Here is a 15,099-nt window from a genome sequence, read left to right as displayed (position 1 = left end):
GCCTGGAGACCCTCGTCCGCAACCGACTCAAACGCCTCCAGTACCGGCCCGGCATCCTCGACGGCTTCGTCACCGGAACCGGCCTCACCCTCCACGCCCCAACATCACCCTGACAAGCCGAAGTCAGTAACGAGGGAGAACCGAGGAGCAATATGGTGATGCCTGCTGCCCCTTAAGGGAACGTTTCCGGAATCGTGCCGAGCCTCCGGCGAATCCCCTACATCCCTGAGGCGACGTCAACTGCCGTGCGGGCGGCCTACGGTCGCCCCATGACCGGTATTCGTCGCACAGCCACCGCAGCGGCGCTTCTGCTCGCCCTGCCGTTGTCCGTCGCCGCCACCGCGCCCGCGCTGGCCGCGCCCGTTCCTGCCGCAGCCACCTCGTCCGCCTCGCCCACCGCGCCCGTGGGCGTACAGATCGACCTCCCGCATCCGACCGGACCGTACACACCCGGCCGGGAGATCCTGCACCTCGTCGACAAGAACCGGCCCGACCCATGGGTCCCCTCCGCTGGCCCGCGCCAGCTGATGGTCTCGATGTACTACCCCGCCAAGGCGGGAACGGGGGGTCCCGCTCCGTACATGACTCCCCAGGCCGCCAGACTCCTGCTGGACACGAAGCTGCCGGGCAACACCATTCCCACCGAGGTCGTCACGGGCGCCCGGACCTGGTCCGAGTCCCACGCCCACCCGCAGCCCGGCCGGTATCCGCTGGTCGTGCTCTCCCCCGGCTTCACCATGCCGCGCACCGAACTGACCAGCCTCGCCGAGGATCTGACCAGCCACGGGTACGTCGTCGCACTCGTCGACCACACCTACGAGAACAGCGGAACGACCTTTCCCGACGGCCAGACACTCCCCTGCGTGATCTGCGGCAAGTTGAAGACCGAGGAGCAATGGGCGGCCCTAGACGAGAGCCGCGCGAAGGACGTCTCCTTCGTCATCGACCAGCTGACCGCCCACCGGCATCCGGCCTGGCGCTACGCCCGCATGATCGATCGCGACCGGATCGGCATGGCCGGACACTCGGCCGGCGGCGCCGCGACAGTCCCGTCCCTGCTCACCGACCACCGCATCCGGGCCGGGGCGAACCTGGACGGCACCATGGACTTCCCGGTGCCCGCCACCGGACTCAAAGGCAAGCCGTTCCTGATGATCGGCCACCCGTTGGGCGACCAGCAAGAGGACCCCACCTGGACGTCCGGCTGGGCCAACCTCGACGGCTGGAAGCGCTGGTTGACCGTTGCGGGCTCCAACCACGGCACCTTCACGGACAACCCTCTCTTCTTCGAGAAGCTCGGCCTCCCCGAGCCTCCTGGCACCACGATCAGCGCCGAGCGCGGGATCCACCTCACCGACACGTACGTGAGGGCCTTCTTCGACCTGCACCTGAAGGGCATCGACCAGCCGATCCTCGACGGTCCGACCTCCGAGAACCCGGAGATCAGCTTCCATCCGTAGCAGTTGCCGCGTCAGCCCGCCCTATGGGGCCACCGCGGTACCGCGGTGGCCCCATAGGCGATGGAGCTCGGAACACGGCCGAGGAGTGGTCGATCCATCCAACGTGCCAGGGGCGCCAGTGTCCGGTGCGATCGTGGATCCGGTCCGCCGGGCTTGGCGGTCATCCAGCGACCCTGACTGCTGCTGGTCCGAGGGCCGAAATCTGGATGAGGTGTTCTGTCGCTCAGGCATGACGGCATGTCAGTTCACCTGGGCGCGGGTCGAGGTCCGGAGAAGCTGGACTCCGGACCAGGCATCCACTTCGCACCGCCTGTCGGCATTGTTCCCTGCGGCCACGACTGTGCCGTCAGCACGCAAGCCAAGGGTGTGGGTTGACCCGGCCGCCACGGCGACAATGTCGAGCCAATCCCCGACCGCGCACTGTCCGTAGCTGTCGTCTCCCGTTGCGAGGACCCGTCCGGAGGCAGTAACCCCGACGGTGTGGTAGCTGCCCGCGCCGAGCGCCACGACCTCTGTCCACTCATCGACCTCACACGCCCCGCTCGCCCGGTCGCCAGTCGCTACCGCCCGCCCGTCGCTTCTGAGCCCGACGGTGTGGAGATACCCGGCCGAAATGGCGGTCAGGTCGCGCCAGTGTTCCACGGCACACTGGCGCCGCCGGTTGTTCCCCACGGCCAGTGCCGAACCGTCCGACCGGACGCCGACCGAATGCCAGTCCCCACACGAGAGGACGACCATCTCGCGCCAGGACTGCACGTCGCCCTGTCCTTCCGAACTCCGGCCGACTGCCAGTACGCGGCCATCCGTGAGCAGTCCGAGCGTGCGGCGCCAGCCTGCCGCCACGGCCGTGACTCCTCGCCATCCGGCGACATCGCACTGCCCGTCGCCATTCCACCGTTGCCAGCACCGTGCCGTCCGACCGGAGCCCCACCGTATGAGACCTGCCGGTGTTCGACGCGGTGTGGACGCTGCCAGCCGCCACCGCGACGATGTCTTCCCATCCCTCGACCCGACATTCAGCGGCAGCGCTGTTACCCACGGCGAGAACGGTTCCATCCCAGCACCGCCCGACCGAATGACGCCTTCCGGCCGCAAGCACCGACGGGTGAGGGAGCATTCCGCCTCCTGGTGCTTGGCGCGAGTACGCAGCACGGGATTCCCCCCTAGTTTGAGCGCGGGGTGCTCACTGGCGCCAGCAGGTCAGGGCACCACCGGACCGACAACATGGCGGCGTACATGTGGTGCGCCCCAGCGCCCGCCCCGTGGGACATACAACGGCAGGGCCCGGACCGCGACACGCGATCCGGGCCCTGCCCCCGTGCGGTGCCGCCTGTGGCGGCGCTGCGTCAGCTCTGGGCGGTGTCGTCGCCCGACTGCCCGGCGCTCTCGGCAGCGCCTGTCTTCTCACGCATCTTGCGCACCAGCTCCGCCTTCTGGTCGGCGGCACTCTGGCGGTCGAGGTTGCGGTGCGGACCGTTGTTCTGCCGTTCGGCGCGCGACAGCTTCTTGCGCTGACCGCCGCCCATGCCCACGGGGTTGTTGATGTTCTTGCTCACGGGTTCTCCCGGAATGAGGTGAAGTGGTCTTCGGATTCATCGGTGGGGGACGGGCGCGGCAACGTCGAAGGACGTCAGCAGGGGCCCGTCACGCGCTCACTCGTAAATCGGCGTCTGGAAGAACATGACCGAGACGTTACCCGGTTCCGTCGGCCCCGCGCACCAGAATTCCTCGGTCACGGCCTCGGACGGGCCCGCAGCGAGGGCCTGTGGCCAGCTCTTTCCTTCCAGTCGACTCACGGGGCAGGCCCCTGCACATACCGCCAGACCCGCAGATGGAGACGAGGGCACGGCGGGCCCTGCCCGTCTCCCGTTCCGTCGCGCGCACGCGCAGGGGGGCAAGATGTGATCTCCCGTCGCGCTCGAATCGAAGGAGTTCGCCTCGGCGAGAAGAAACCAGCCGTGCTGCCCCCGCCGGGTCTGCCGCCCGATGGTTCCCGCAGGCCCCGTTGCCGCCTTGCGGGCCGCTAGCCTGTCGGTATGTCTGAGCGCGTCACGCCCGGTCGCACGGACCTGATCATCTTGAGTGCAGCGGATGCTCTGTGGGCCGATGTGACGGCCGACAGCCCGGTGCCGACGGCTTCTGGGACGTTCACCTGCTCTCCTTCGTCCGCCGAGGCAGGGTACGTACTGCTTGGTAGCCACGTGGTGGCGACGGTGCGGACGAGCGGCGGTCAGTGGAGCGTTGCGGAGGCCGATGTCCGTCGGGCGGCCGCGGAACTGAACGCCGTGGGGATGGATCGGCAGGACCTGGTCCGCGTCGGCCCGTTTCGGGGAGTACCGAGGCAGCAGCGCGACGAGGAAGCGCTCTTGCGCTGGCGGCGGCGCATCGCGGGGGCACTGCACGAGTGCGGGGCCCTTGAGCGGGCAGCACACCATGACGTCGGCGGGCCGTGCCATCTGGCCGGGATCGACTGGCGACAGATACTCGTGGAGCGGGCTCGCGACGGGACGCAACGGTCTTGGTGGTTGCCGCGCTCTGTGGTCCGGCTGTTGGACGCGGCCGAGCACGCCGAAACACAGTGGGTGCACGCCGCACGGGCCCCTCGCAGGGCCGGTACCGAGCCGCTCCCGCAATCCCGGCAGACGACAAGCCCCGAGCACCCCACCCCCGCACCGCTCCCGTACCGCGGGGAACTGTCAGGTCAGCTCTACTCGGCACTCAGCAGGAAGCCAGGTATCTCCCGCCAGGTGGCCGGCTGGTTGTGCGCCGTATGCGGCAACGCGCCCGCCGCCGTCCTCGACCATTGCCACGAGCACGGCTACGCCCGCGCCCCTCTCTGCCAGTCCTGCAACACGCAGGAACGCCCCGACCACCTGTACAGCAACGACATCCGCGTAGCCGGCCGCTACACGCGCCTCTTCGACACCGACACCGACGTCTGGCTTGCCCACTGGCACCGCTGCCCCGGCTGCCGCGCCCGCACCACCCTCCCGTTGCCGCACCTGGCCGCATGGACCGCCCACACCGCCTGCCGATCGCTGCGCCCGACCCACCGCGCCCCCGGCGGACGCAAGCCCTGTGGCACGCTGCGCGTGTTCTGGACGGGGAGCCACAACGCGCCCCACTCCTGCCTTCTCACGGTCGCCGTCGATTTCTGCCCCTCAGGCGAGCATCGTGTTCTGGCACAAGTCCCCTACCGCGAAGCCGCCGAGCAGTTCCGGACCTGGCTGGCCGAGACAGCCCCCGCCGTGGCCGCCGCGGCCGGTCCCGACCGATTGGACGGCCTCCCCGAGCAGCCAAGGCCCGTCATCGCGGACACCGACGGCGAGGGCCTCGCACTGTTCTGATCGCACACCGGCCATACCGGCCGCTCCCATCAACCTCGCCTCCCGCAGCTGACGACGTCACCTCTCACGCCACAACCGAACGGACCTGCAAAGTTGCTCCGCCCCTGCTGCCGCGCGACAGCAGGATCAGGCGTGCAACGTCCCGGGAGGGGGCGCCCCTTCACGTCCGGGGACCAGGCCACGCCGACTGGATGTCGGCCATCCGCTGCGATCGGCTGAGAACGTAGTCCCCCTGATATGGTTCTCAGGCACGCATGGCGGGTGGGACCACCAGGCCGGGCGGGCATCGGGACGTGGCGCAGCTTGGTAGCGCACTTGACTGGGGGTCAAGGGGTCGCAGGTTCAAATCCTGTCGTCCCGACCAATGCTTTACGCAGGTCGGAGGCTGTTTCCTTGAGCGCGAGGAGACGGCCTCGCGCCTTCTCCGGGCCAAGGCGGTCCCCATGCGATCACTCTTCATCGCGAACGGCATACACGCATCGTGCTGTGACCGCAGCATTGACTTGTCCAGGCGATGCCCATGATCCTCGTACCGGTTGGATGTGACGATGCGTCCGGCAGGCACCTGAGGCGGATGGCGCGGCCGGTCAGTGAACCGCGCGTTGACCGAACAAGCGCAGCGGAAGCGGCGGCGGCTCGGGTGCCGGAGCGCCACTTTGACGCATGGCTTGGTGTCTGGCGACGGGCGTCGCCTCCACACGTCAGCTTGCTGAGTCGCCTTCACGTGCTTCCCCTACAGCGTCGCAAGGCCCCAGAACATGGCCCACGCAATGAAGAGTGCGCTCGACAGGCCCAGTAGCCCGAGTCGGACGTTGGTCCGGCCTGAAACGGAAGCCCTGGCTCGCCACCAGCCCACCGCTGCGGCCACGGCCATCAGTGCCGTCCCGGCTGTCAGAAGTTGCAGGCTGAGCCAGAACACCGGACGGTTGCCGAGCATCGGGCCAGCGTTCAGCGTCATGGCCACGAAGCCGAAGTAGCCCAGGAAACCGAGCAGGGTGGCAAGTCCCGTCACGGCCAGCCACCGCGGCGCCCGGCCCGCCCCAGGGGCACCGGGGCGGCCACGCAGCCGGCGTACCAGGTCCCCCAGCAGATACGCGGCGAACGAGACGACCATGAGGACGAATGCCGCGGTCTGCACACCGCAGGCCCCGTATGGGGGCAGAGGGGCTACCGCATGGCTCTGCCTCGCCTGATGAGGCAGAGCATCGTTGGTCCCGTGTCCGTGTCCCGCGACCCAGGACGCCACGGTGTCGACGTAGCCGGGTACCAGTTGCTCACCCCGCTGGAACCCGTCGGCTGAGGTGTGCAGTTTGTGGTCCGCGTGCGGGAAGAAGCGGACGGTCACGTCGGTGTCGCCGCCTTCCCGCAGCGCCTTCTCGATCGTCACAGCGCTCTCCGCCGGGGGCGACTGCTGGTCGTCACCCCACAGGGCGAGCACCGGCTGACGCAGCCGCCGAAGTGCCGGCAACGGGTCGTAGTCCGCTTCGGCAAGCAGGCCGGCGTCTGAGAGGAACCGCGTGCCGGTGACGGACACCGTTCGCAGCAGTGATCCTGTGACACCTTCGTGCCGAAGTCTGTTCTCGGCAGACCACGCCGATTGCCTGGCCGGGGACACTCCGGACGCGCCGACCAGGACCACGTACGCGACCTGTGCCGAGCGCGAGGCCGCGAGCGGAACAACCCAGCCGCCTTCGCTGAACCCCCAGAGTCCGACCTTGCGGGAATCCACATCGGCGCGCCCGTGCAACACCTGGACACCCGCCAGGGCATCGGTAGCGAGTTGGGCATAGGACCGCTGTGTCTGCGAGTATCCAGCGGTCCGTTTGTCGTAGCTGAGGACCACGAACCCGGCCCGCGTCATGGCTTGTGCCTCGGCCCGGTACTTCGCCCGTGTCTCCGGACCCGAACCATGCACCAGCACGATCCCGGGTCGCCGCTGCCCCGATGTTCCTGCGGGTGCTGTGACCGTGCCATGCAGTGTCACGTCCCCGCTGCGGAAGTCCACACTCTGTTCGATGTCCTGCCCCGCCCCGGCGGGCCGCGCCACGGCCGACCCGCTTGCCGTCGCCACAGCTGCCAGCGCCGCGATCAGGCACCTAGCCCACCAGGCCCGCATACCGCCCCCTGATCATCAAGGATCCCGTCCGAAAGACCTCGGCCGGTCACTCCTCCTCGATCGTGCTGCACACGGCAACGGCGGCCCATCCAGCAAGCCCTCCCGTCGTGAAGGGGGTTAGCACTACCCATCCACCTGGGGAGAGCACGGCCGACACGTCCACGGACGCTGGGCGACGAATGGACTGGACACCCTGCCGACGGCGTCACCCGGGAGCATGCGCCCCGGGCCGAACGCCGCCTCGCCACCGCGGTCTGACGATGTAAAGACCCGCGGCGGCCGCCCGTGGAGATCAGACAGCGGCCAGGCTCTTCGCCATGACCCGCTCCCTGCCCATGCCATCGGCCAGAAGATCACCGGGCTCACCCGTGTCCACGAAACCGTGGCGCTCATACAGCGCGGTTGCCTGGCGGTTGTCCGGCATGACGGACAACCGCAGCGTGCCGGCACCGCGGTGCACCGCCCACCGCTCGACGGCGTGAATCAGGTAGTCACCCACGCCCTTGCCCCGCGCCGTGGGGCTGACCCACATCGAGATCAACTCAACTGTCTCCACTCCCTCGTCCGGCACTCCGCTGGCCATGCCCACGGGGCGGCCGTCGAGGAGCGCGACGAGATCGTGCGCGCCAGGAATCGACAGACGGGCACGCCAGCGTTCCTCCCGGTCACCACAGCCCTGCCACTGGGCCAGGGTCGATCCGAACGCGTAGGGCGCCTCAGCAAGAGCGGCCAGGCGCAACTCCCGCCAGAGGGGCCAGTCGTCTGCTTCCACATTGCGTAGTTCGAGCATGAGCCAGACCCTGCCCGCCCTTGAGAGCGGGCGGCAAGTTGATTTCGACCACGTAGACGAGGCCGTTCAGCCACCGTCGTGGCTCGAACGCGCCTGTCCCAGGACGCCACTTCGCCCCGGAGCGGATCAGCTCTGCGGGTCGCTCTTCTGACCTGTCCCGCTGATCTGCGCGAGGACGTCCTGGAGTCGACGGACGGCGTCCTCTGCCTCCGTGTATTCCTCAGGACTCGCCACGACGGTGCCGAAGGTGCCGCCACTGTCCGCGGGCAGGGCCCGCCAGCGCAGGACCGGCTCCAGCGCATTCAGAGCGCCGGAGAGAAACCAGGCCAGGCGACCGTGCGTACGGGCGAGGGAGATCGCCAGGACGGCGAGCGTCTCCCGCAGGTGTTCGAGCCGCTCGATCTGCGCCAACGCCCCCTGGACGTCCGGCGGGCCGACCGCGTCGCGCAGGCCGGACTCGGTTGTCCGAGCCAGTACGCGCTCCCCCGGCGCCACTTTCCACACCTGTTCCCGGATCAGCTGCTCCGCTTCCTCGGCCAGCACAGCGACGATCCTCCGCATGTCCATGCGGTCTACTCTAATGAATCGCCCCCGCAGCTCGTCATGGACTTGTTCGATTGTTGCGCGCTATTTCACCGGAGATACCGGATCAACGAACCTGGGGCTCCTCCGGACCCATTGCTCATCCATAGCGCCCCCTGTCGGCCGCGTCGGCGTCCCCCAACAACGACAGTCCACAACTCCGTGGGCCACGCGGCCCGGTGGGATGCGAAGTGTGCCGGTGTGGTGTCGTGTTGAGGCAAGGGCGAAGCCCCACATCGCACCGAGTCCGCGTGACCCGGTATAGGGCGGAGCATGAGTTCCAGCGCGGACCGTACGCCGTGTCAGCCCCCGCAGTTGGCGTTGATGTGGTTCGACTCGTGAAACTCGTAACTGCCGTCGGCTCGTTGGGTGTTGATGTAAGTCCGGAAGTCGTGGACGCCTGTGCCCGCACAGTTGTAGTAGATGTTGATCCAACCCTGGCCGGAGATGTTCTTGGTGGCCATGTCTTCCCAGCCGTACCAGCGCGAGCGCTGGATCACCACGGTCGCCCCACCGCTGCACGGGGCAATGATCCCGGCGGTGCCGCTGATGGTGTTGCCGTGCTGAGCCGTGGTGCCGATCGCCACGCAGTCGAACGCGGGCCGGGCGGCGCGCGCCGGGTGCGCGGGAGAGGTCTCGGCGCTGGCACCGGTGATGGCGAGCGCTGTGCCCGCCAGGGCCGCGGCGGTCAAGGCGATGCGGAGGATGCGACGGGTGGGGCGTGGGTCGTTGTGCTGGAGGTCCATGGGCTTCCCTTTCGGGACCGACGTATACGGAAGGAAGATGCACTCTCGGTCACGAACCTACGACTCATGGTGACGGCGATCAAAGGCGTGCAGGGGCATTCGGGGCGCGTGCGCCACCCGGGATGAAGACGACGCGCGCCTAGAGCCCCTCCCGGTGGAGAGAAAGCTGCTCCGCCACCCAAGGCCCTCCTGGGTGCCAGGGCTCCTCGGGGTCGAGCAACCGTTGACGCACACCGTCCAGCCAGCCGTCCCGCCCCAGGAGGCCCGTGAACAGAGCAGCCAGCGACGACGAGTGCTCGTGGGCCCAACTCTCCAGCGTGCGCAGCGTGATATAGCGGTCGATGGATGCTTCCAGCCTCGCTGCGTGGCGTCCATAGGCGCTCAGCGCGGCCTCGGCGTGCCGGTAGGTCGCCAGGAGGAGGCCCATGCTCTGGCAGTCCGTCATCATGCTCAGCATGCGGCCCAGATGGTCCACGAGCCCGTCCTCGAGCGTGGAGGAGGCCAGAACTTCGTGAATGGCAAGTTCGACGGCGAGATCACCCGCGAAGTACTGGTTGAGAAAATCTCCGTTGACCGCATTGCGCAGCAGCCAGGAGCGGGCCCGGGGGTCCGCTACACGCTGAAGGTGGTGCACGGCGTGGACCCGCCCCCAGCTGTCACTGCGATCCGCCAGCCAGAGCACGGCGGACAACTGCCCATCCAGCCTCATCAGGACTTCAAAGGCCTCGCCCCCGAACGCGCGTGAGAGTAGACCCAGAAGCTGAACACGCCGTACGTCAGCGAGAGTTGCAGAGTTGCGTAGAAGCACAAGACCGGCATGCACCAACTCGGGCTCGCGCCCTTGGTAGGCCAATGACCGCCCAAGCTGGCGCAGTTGATGAACAGGAACGCTTCCGAGGATACGGGCTACCTGCGGATCATTGCCGGGAATGAGCCCCAGGCCGAGAAGCGCTTCCCGAAGTGCTGGGGATGGACGACGGTCGGACAGGTGGCGTGCCAGTACGGCTGCGGCCGTCGCGCCGCGTTCCGCATGCTCCACTCCACGGCGGGATCGGAAGGCTGCTTGATCGGGAAGAGGTTCACCCCAGTGGAACAGGGGTGAATCAGAGCTCAGTTGGTGCAGCCGTCGGGCGTGCTCCAGCAGTGGCACACAGGGAGGCACAGCGTCCAGCACGGGCGCGGACCTCACCGGACGAAGGAGGACTCGATTCTATCGATCACGAACAGAAGTATCCCATGTCCTCCGCCCCCAGTCGCCTGCCGTGCGTGCGGCAGCATCCCCAGGGACGGGCGAACAGGGCTGGGGCGCCGCGGATGTGGCTACGGGATCTGGGGATGTGCGCCCGGGCCCCTACCGTTCGCGGGAGTCTGTGCGGCGCCGGTGACGAGTGACACCAAACCGCATGGAACCAGCGGCGCTCTTTTGAAAGAATCCCCACCATGCCGAGTCCCACCGCAGAGGAGCTTCTCGCCACCGTCGGCGGGCTGTCCTCCGAACGAGCGCAGCAGTACGTCGACCACATCGACTCATGCAGGAGGTTGCTCGCAGCAGGTATCGATATGGACACCGTCCAGCAGCACCTCAAGGACCACGGCGTTTCCCTAATCGGGGCAGTCCTGGTCACCACCAGATTGCTCGGTGACCACTCCAGAAGCTTGAAGGCCGCACGACTGATCGTCGAAGGCAGTCCCGCACGCAGCTCCAGCGTTGCGTGAGCAGTGCCAGCTCATGTCAACATTCGGCTCGGAGCTACGGATCGAGCGGGCGACGGAGGGCTGCCGCCACGAGGCCACGGGGCTTGTCCCCCTGCCTTACCGCCCAGCGGGCGCAGTACAACTCCGTCCAGGCGCAGCCGCTAACTTTCGACCGCGCAGAGACTAGCGCTGCTGGGAACGCCGATGGGCTGCAACTCGCTCGCGCGTCGCACACCGGCGGGAGCAGTAGCGGCGTTCCGGGCCGCTGCCCTGGTTGATGAAGACGTTCTGGCAGCTGGATGACGCGCAGACCCTGCCGGGCGGTCGTTGGCGGTCCCAGACGAGAACGGTCAGGGCCATGCAGGACGAGGCGAGGAGCCATTCGCCCCAGGGGGCGTCGTCGTCGCGGTCCAGGTGGGGATGCCAGGGGGCGCCGCCGCCGTGCGAGGTGAGACGGAGCGGCCCGGTGTGTTCCCGCAAGAGGCGGTTGAGGACGGCTGCGGCGCCATTGGCGTGATCGGCGGCGAAGACTTCCCGCAGCAGGGCGGCGGCCGTACGCAGTTCGCCGACTTCACCACTGGTGAGTTCGATGGGGCCGGTTTCCCCGTATGCCCGGAGCACCTCGGCGACTTGGGCCGGGTCGGGGCTGTCGTCGGCGAGTACGTTGACCAGTGCGGCGGTCCGCCGAGCCATGGTCAGTACGGAATGCCGGGTGGACCAGTCGTCGCTGTCGGAGGACACCCCTGCAATGTAACGCATCTTGCCGAGTTTTGAGTTACCTTCGTAACGTCTTCTGGATGATGAAGCGTTACCCAGTCGGCCTCTATCTTGCCGGGGCGGTGGCAGCTCGTGGCGGTGACGAGATGTCGGGACCCGCGCTGATGCTGGCAGCATTCACCCTCACCGGGTCTACCATCGCGGCCTCGTCCCTTCTCGCGAGCATCACGGTCTCGGCCGTGGTGAGCGGGCCGGTACTCGGCGCGCTCATCGACAGGACCGAACGGCCGGGCCGCCTACTGGCCGGGGCCCTCGTCCTGTATGGGGCGGGGCTGGTGACGATCCTCTGGGGACTTGCCCAACTACCGTTCTCCGTCACCACTCTGATCGCAGTGCTCACCGGGCTGTTGGGACCGGCGTTGTCGGGCGCCTGGACGGCCCAGCTGCCCCGGGTCGCGCTCGGCGATCGGCTGCCCCGGGCCAGCGCCCTCGATGCCATGACGTTCAGCGTGGCGAGTCTGGCCGGTCCCGCGCTCGCCGGCGGCGCGGCCGAGGTGCTGGGAGCCCCGGCGGCCGTAGTGGTATCCGTGGTGATCATCGCCTTGGCGCTACCAGCTGCATGGCTGCTGCCCATCCGCCCCGCCCCGGCGCGAGAAGCTCAGCCGACCCCGTTCCTCAGCGACCTTGCTGCCGGAGCGCGCGTCATTCTCAGGACACGGGCGCTGGCCCGAGCGACCCTCACCTCGGTCATCTCCTGCGCCGCCCAGGGCATGTTGACAGCCTGCCTCCCACTGCTGGGTGAGCAGGTTCTGGGCGGAGCCGGCCGCGGCGCCGTACTGCTCTCCTGCGTGGCCATATCCGCCCTGCTGGCCAACGCCACACTCGCCCGCTTTCCGCATTCCGTCGCCCCCGACACACTTGTCTGGACTGGTGCGCTCGTCCAGGCTGCCGCGTTGGGCTTGGCCGTGTGGCGTCAACCAGGTCTGCTCATCGTGGCTGCGCTCGTCGCGGGAATCGGTGAAGGACCGCAACTGGCAGCCTTGTTCGCGGTCCGTCATCGAGAGGCTCCAGGACGTCTGCGTGGGCAGATCTTCACCACCGGAGCCAGCTTGAAAATCAGCGGATTCGCCCTGGGCGCGGCTGTTGCCGGACCGGTCGCGGCCTGGTCCCTTCCTGGCGCTTTGGCTCTCTCAGCGGGCGCTGCGGTCCTCGCGGCACTGGCCTTCTTCGCGATTCCACCGGCAACCGTCGTCCCGCGGGACGAACGGGCGATATCGAGTTGATCAGGACCGAACCGTGAGCACGGGCAACCGCTTGGAGTGGTTCGGCCCACTCGCATGCGTCACCTTCATACGCGCCCGACATCCCGGGCGCGGCGCGAGCCTACTGACGGCACCCGCCCGCGCAGGAGCAAGCTCGTCGGCGATTGGCCGGTCCGCGCCGCGGTCGCAGATCCCGCCCCGGGCTCTCGGCGGCGTCCCCGCCTGCGTCGTACCGGAATGCCTCCATGCCCGAAGGTGAGCACAACCAAGCAGATACAGACACGTTCCTGGCCTGCGCCACGGAGGTGCCGCGACTGCTCTCTCTCGAAATCGCGCGCGAGGTGCCAACTGCAGATCACGCACGGCACCTGGCCCATGTGGCACGCAAGGCACTGCTCCAACGCACCAACCTGCCCGACGAGTTCTTCGCTCCGCTGATCTATACCGCTGGTTCGACGAGCCAGAGGCAGAAGCTGGCGGCCGGGTCGTCCACGGCTGCGGCGTCCTGGACTCCACTTCCGCCGCGAGGTGTTGCTCGCCCTGCGGTGGCTACGGCGCATGCTTTACGCGCATCCTTTACGCACGTCGCCTCCAGCGGTTCGTCTCACAGGGAGAGTGCACTTTCATGGCCACGCCCCAACCGGCATCCCGCCGCCCCGCCCGGCGCATACTGACCTTGGCCGCGCCCTTCGCCTGCGGCGCGTTAGCCACCCTCATCGCGTTCCTGCTGCTCCGGGGCTCGTTCCCCGACAGAGTAGCCACTCACTTCGCCCTCGACGGCACCGCCGACCGCTACAGCTCACCCGGCACGTCAGTCGGTCAATACATGCTGGTCTTCGCGATCGAAATCGCCGGTACGGCCGCCGCAGGCTTCACCCCCGGACTGGCCCACGTTGCCTCCCGGCACCTATGGGCCTTCGCGGTTGCCCTGGCCACCGCGACCGCCTACATCTTCGTGGCGCTCATGTGGAGCATCAGCAGGTCCGACGAACACGAGGTGCAGCTTCCCCGCCTGCACATGCTCCTGGCCGTCGCCTCCGGCACCGCACTCGGCACAGCCGCGTGGTTCATCTCCCGAAAGCGGCCATGAGCGGGCCCTTCCGGCACCACCGCCCAGCCAGCGGCGGGTTACTCACCGCCGACGACGCAGCGCCGGCCAAGTCCAACCGACGCACTCCCCCGATCCTCACCGCACCCGTCCGACCGGGACAACCCTCCCAGGACGCCTCAAGGCAACGGGAACGGGCCACCCGTTCATACAGCCGCTGCTCCTCGGATCTCGCATCCACCATCAACTCAGCGTGATGCGCAGTTCGTAGAGCCGGCCGGTACTGATGGCGTCGGCCTGCTCGCGCAGATCTGCCGCGGTGAACCCGAGCAGCGCCTGGTCTGCGGCCCGGCGAAGCAAGGGGACGATCCGGGCTGAGGGCTCGCCTCGGTGTGCGGCGGCCAAGGCCTCGAAGGCCTGCTGGTAGGCCACACCGTAGGCATGCGCGTCGTACGTGAGCAGCCGAGGCAGTACCTGCTTACTGATCCTGGTGTGGCCCACGACTACTCCCGTGACGACAGGGCCGGCTGGTCCGGCCTCTGCTTGCGACGCTAGGGCCGCGCACTGGCATGCCGGTCGGGCACTGGTCGCGCGTATGCACCGCCACGCCTTCCGGCAGGCGCATGAACGTGGTGGCGACGGCTCTAGACCACAGGTTCCGTAAGCAGCAATTTGGCGCTTTTTAACCCATCCTGGGCCCTTGCCCCCAGCGACTATGTGAACAGCGCGTCATCACGAGGGCGGCCTGGCCTGTGCGTCGGCGCGGATCTCATTCGCGCACCGCTGACCGAAATCCACGCCCTGCACCAAGGGAGAGCCCATGACCCGGCGGATCAGCACCTTGTTCACCCTCTCCAGCACCACCCTCTTCGCCGTCACAGCAGCAGCGTCGACAGCCTCAGCCGCGGAAGTGGCCCATGGCGACTCCCTCTACATGAACGGGAAGGACGTGCCCATCGGACTGCGCAACGCACCGACAGACAAATGCATCCCACTGGTGATGTGGGGTGCGAAGAGCGGCACCAACGCAACGGACAAGATGGCCCATATCTACGCGACCAGCGACTGCCACCAGCAGTTGGTTGTCGCCCCTGCCGGGAAGCCGGGGCGAGGCACCGGATGGAATACACCGGGATATGAGCCGACCGCCCACTCGGTGTGGTTCGAATGCGACAGGCCCGATGTGTGCTGAGCCGCGACGAGGTCGCAAAAGCGGCCCAGGCACGCCGAATGGTCGTGCGCTTAGCTTCGCTTTTATCCCCGCGGGCGTGGTTGTGGACGGCTTGTTGGGCGCTTTGCGGGACATGGAACGGCCGTCGCGGGATCCTCCAGGTAG

15 protein-coding genes, 1 tRNA gene and 1 pseudogene are annotated in these 15,099 nt (G+C 68.0%); 8 read left to right on the top strand and 9 right to left on the bottom strand.

Going from position 1 to position 15,099, the window contains the following annotated elements:
* Window positions 1-113: pseudogene (locus tag AC07F3_RS42200) on the top strand (IS630 family transposase); the annotation flags it as partial.
* 156 nt (window positions 114-269) lie between these two features.
* Window positions 270-1,460: an alpha/beta hydrolase family protein gene (locus tag AC07F3_RS42195; protein ID WP_479120416.1), complete on the top strand. Its 1,191-nt coding sequence runs from the start codon at window positions 270-272 to the stop codon at window positions 1,458-1,460.
* Window positions 1,461-1,700: 240 nt separating this feature from the next.
* On the opposite strand, the gene AC07F3_RS42190 is transcribed toward AC07F3_RS42195, so the two are convergent.
* Together AC07F3_RS42190 and AC07F3_RS42185 are read right to left on the bottom strand one after the other, a co-directional pair.
* Window positions 1,701-2,303 carry an RCC1 domain-containing protein gene (locus AC07F3_RS42190; RefSeq protein WP_479120415.1) on the bottom strand — a complete coding sequence of 201 codons (603 nt, stop codon included), beginning with the start codon at window positions 2,301-2,303 and terminating at the stop codon, window positions 1,701-1,703.
* A 503-nt stretch (window positions 2,304-2,806) separates the two neighbouring features.
* The gene (locus AC07F3_RS42185) at window positions 2,807-3,016 is read right to left on the bottom strand and encodes a DUF6243 family protein (RefSeq protein WP_479120414.1); all 210 of its coding nucleotides are present in this window, start codon (window positions 3,014-3,016) and stop codon (window positions 2,807-2,809) included.
* A 480-nt stretch (window positions 3,017-3,496) separates the two neighbouring features.
* Here AC07F3_RS42185 and AC07F3_RS42180 point away from each other — a divergent pair, with 480 nt between their 5' ends.
* Window positions 3,497-4,807 (top strand): endonuclease domain-containing protein, encoded by a 1,311-nt coding sequence (locus AC07F3_RS42180; protein ID WP_479120412.1) that lies wholly within the window; start codon window positions 3,497-3,499, stop codon window positions 4,805-4,807.
* A gap of 287 nt (window positions 4,808-5,094) precedes the next feature.
* A tRNA-Pro gene (locus AC07F3_RS42175) sits at window positions 5,095-5,171 on the top strand.
* 369 nt (window positions 5,172-5,540) lie between these two features.
* Here AC07F3_RS42175 and AC07F3_RS42170 read toward each other — a convergent pair.
* The 5 genes from AC07F3_RS42170 to AC07F3_RS42150 all read right to left on the bottom strand — a co-directional run bounded on the left by AC07F3_RS42170 (window position 5,541) and on the right by AC07F3_RS42150 (window position 10,080).
* Entirely contained in the window at window positions 5,541-6,878 is a 1,338-nt protein-coding gene (locus AC07F3_RS42170; protein ID WP_479120411.1) for an alpha/beta hydrolase family protein, read from the bottom strand.
* Between the two features lie 337 nt (window positions 6,879-7,215).
* Window positions 7,216-7,713, bottom strand: a complete 498-nt coding sequence (locus tag AC07F3_RS42165; protein ID WP_479120410.1) for an N-acetyltransferase family protein — start codon at window positions 7,711-7,713, stop codon at window positions 7,216-7,218.
* A gap of 126 nt (window positions 7,714-7,839) precedes the next feature.
* The gene (locus AC07F3_RS42160) at window positions 7,840-8,280 is read right to left on the bottom strand and encodes a hypothetical protein (RefSeq protein WP_479120409.1); all 441 of its coding nucleotides are present in this window, start codon (window positions 8,278-8,280) and stop codon (window positions 7,840-7,842) included.
* A 317-nt stretch (window positions 8,281-8,597) separates the two neighbouring features.
* A complete protein-coding gene (locus tag AC07F3_RS42155; RefSeq protein ID WP_479120408.1) occupies window positions 8,598-9,041 on the bottom strand; it encodes a hypothetical protein in 444 nt (147 codons plus the stop codon).
* Window positions 9,042-9,180: 139 nt separating this feature from the next.
* Window positions 9,181-10,080 (bottom strand): hypothetical protein, encoded by a 900-nt coding sequence (locus tag AC07F3_RS42150; RefSeq protein WP_479120407.1) that lies wholly within the window; start codon window positions 10,078-10,080, stop codon window positions 9,181-9,183.
* Window positions 10,081-10,481: 401 nt separating this feature from the next.
* Between AC07F3_RS42150 and AC07F3_RS42145 the strand changes: the two genes are divergently transcribed.
* A complete protein-coding gene (locus tag AC07F3_RS42145) occupies window positions 10,482-10,757 on the top strand; it encodes a hypothetical protein (RefSeq protein WP_479120406.1) in 276 nt (91 codons plus the stop codon).
* Window positions 10,758-10,919: 162 nt separating this feature from the next.
* Here the strand turns inward: AC07F3_RS42145 and AC07F3_RS42140 are convergent, their stop codons facing one another.
* Window positions 10,920-11,495 (bottom strand): CGNR zinc finger domain-containing protein, encoded by a 576-nt coding sequence (locus AC07F3_RS42140; protein WP_479120405.1) that lies wholly within the window; start codon window positions 11,493-11,495, stop codon window positions 10,920-10,922.
* A 38-nt stretch (window positions 11,496-11,533) separates the two neighbouring features.
* On the opposite strand from AC07F3_RS42140, the gene AC07F3_RS42135 reads away from it, so the two are divergent.
* Window positions 11,534-12,736, top strand: coding sequence for an MFS transporter (locus AC07F3_RS42135; protein ID WP_479120404.1), 1,203 nt, complete (start codon window positions 11,534-11,536; stop codon window positions 12,734-12,736).
* Between the two features lie 604 nt (window positions 12,737-13,340).
* On the top strand, window positions 13,341-13,805 hold the full coding sequence (locus AC07F3_RS42130; RefSeq protein WP_479120403.1) for a DUF1648 domain-containing protein: 465 nt from the start codon (window positions 13,341-13,343) through the stop codon (window positions 13,803-13,805).
* A 201-nt stretch (window positions 13,806-14,006) separates the two neighbouring features.
* Here AC07F3_RS42130 and AC07F3_RS42125 read toward each other — a convergent pair whose 3' ends face one another.
* Window positions 14,007-14,264: a hypothetical protein gene (locus AC07F3_RS42125; RefSeq protein ID WP_479120401.1), complete on the bottom strand. Its 258-nt coding sequence runs from the start codon at window positions 14,262-14,264 to the stop codon at window positions 14,007-14,009.
* A gap of 319 nt (window positions 14,265-14,583) precedes the next feature.
* On the opposite strand from AC07F3_RS42125, the gene AC07F3_RS42120 reads away from it, so the two are divergent.
* Complete coding sequence (locus AC07F3_RS42120) at window positions 14,584-14,955, top strand: hypothetical protein (RefSeq protein WP_479120400.1); 372 nt, start codon at window positions 14,584-14,586, stop codon at window positions 14,953-14,955.
* The last annotated feature ends 144 nt before the right edge of the window (window positions 14,956-15,099 follow it).

The organism is Streptomyces sp. NPDC045846 (genome assembly GCF_056431605.1).
This window is presented reverse-complemented; position numbering and strand designations above follow the sequence as displayed.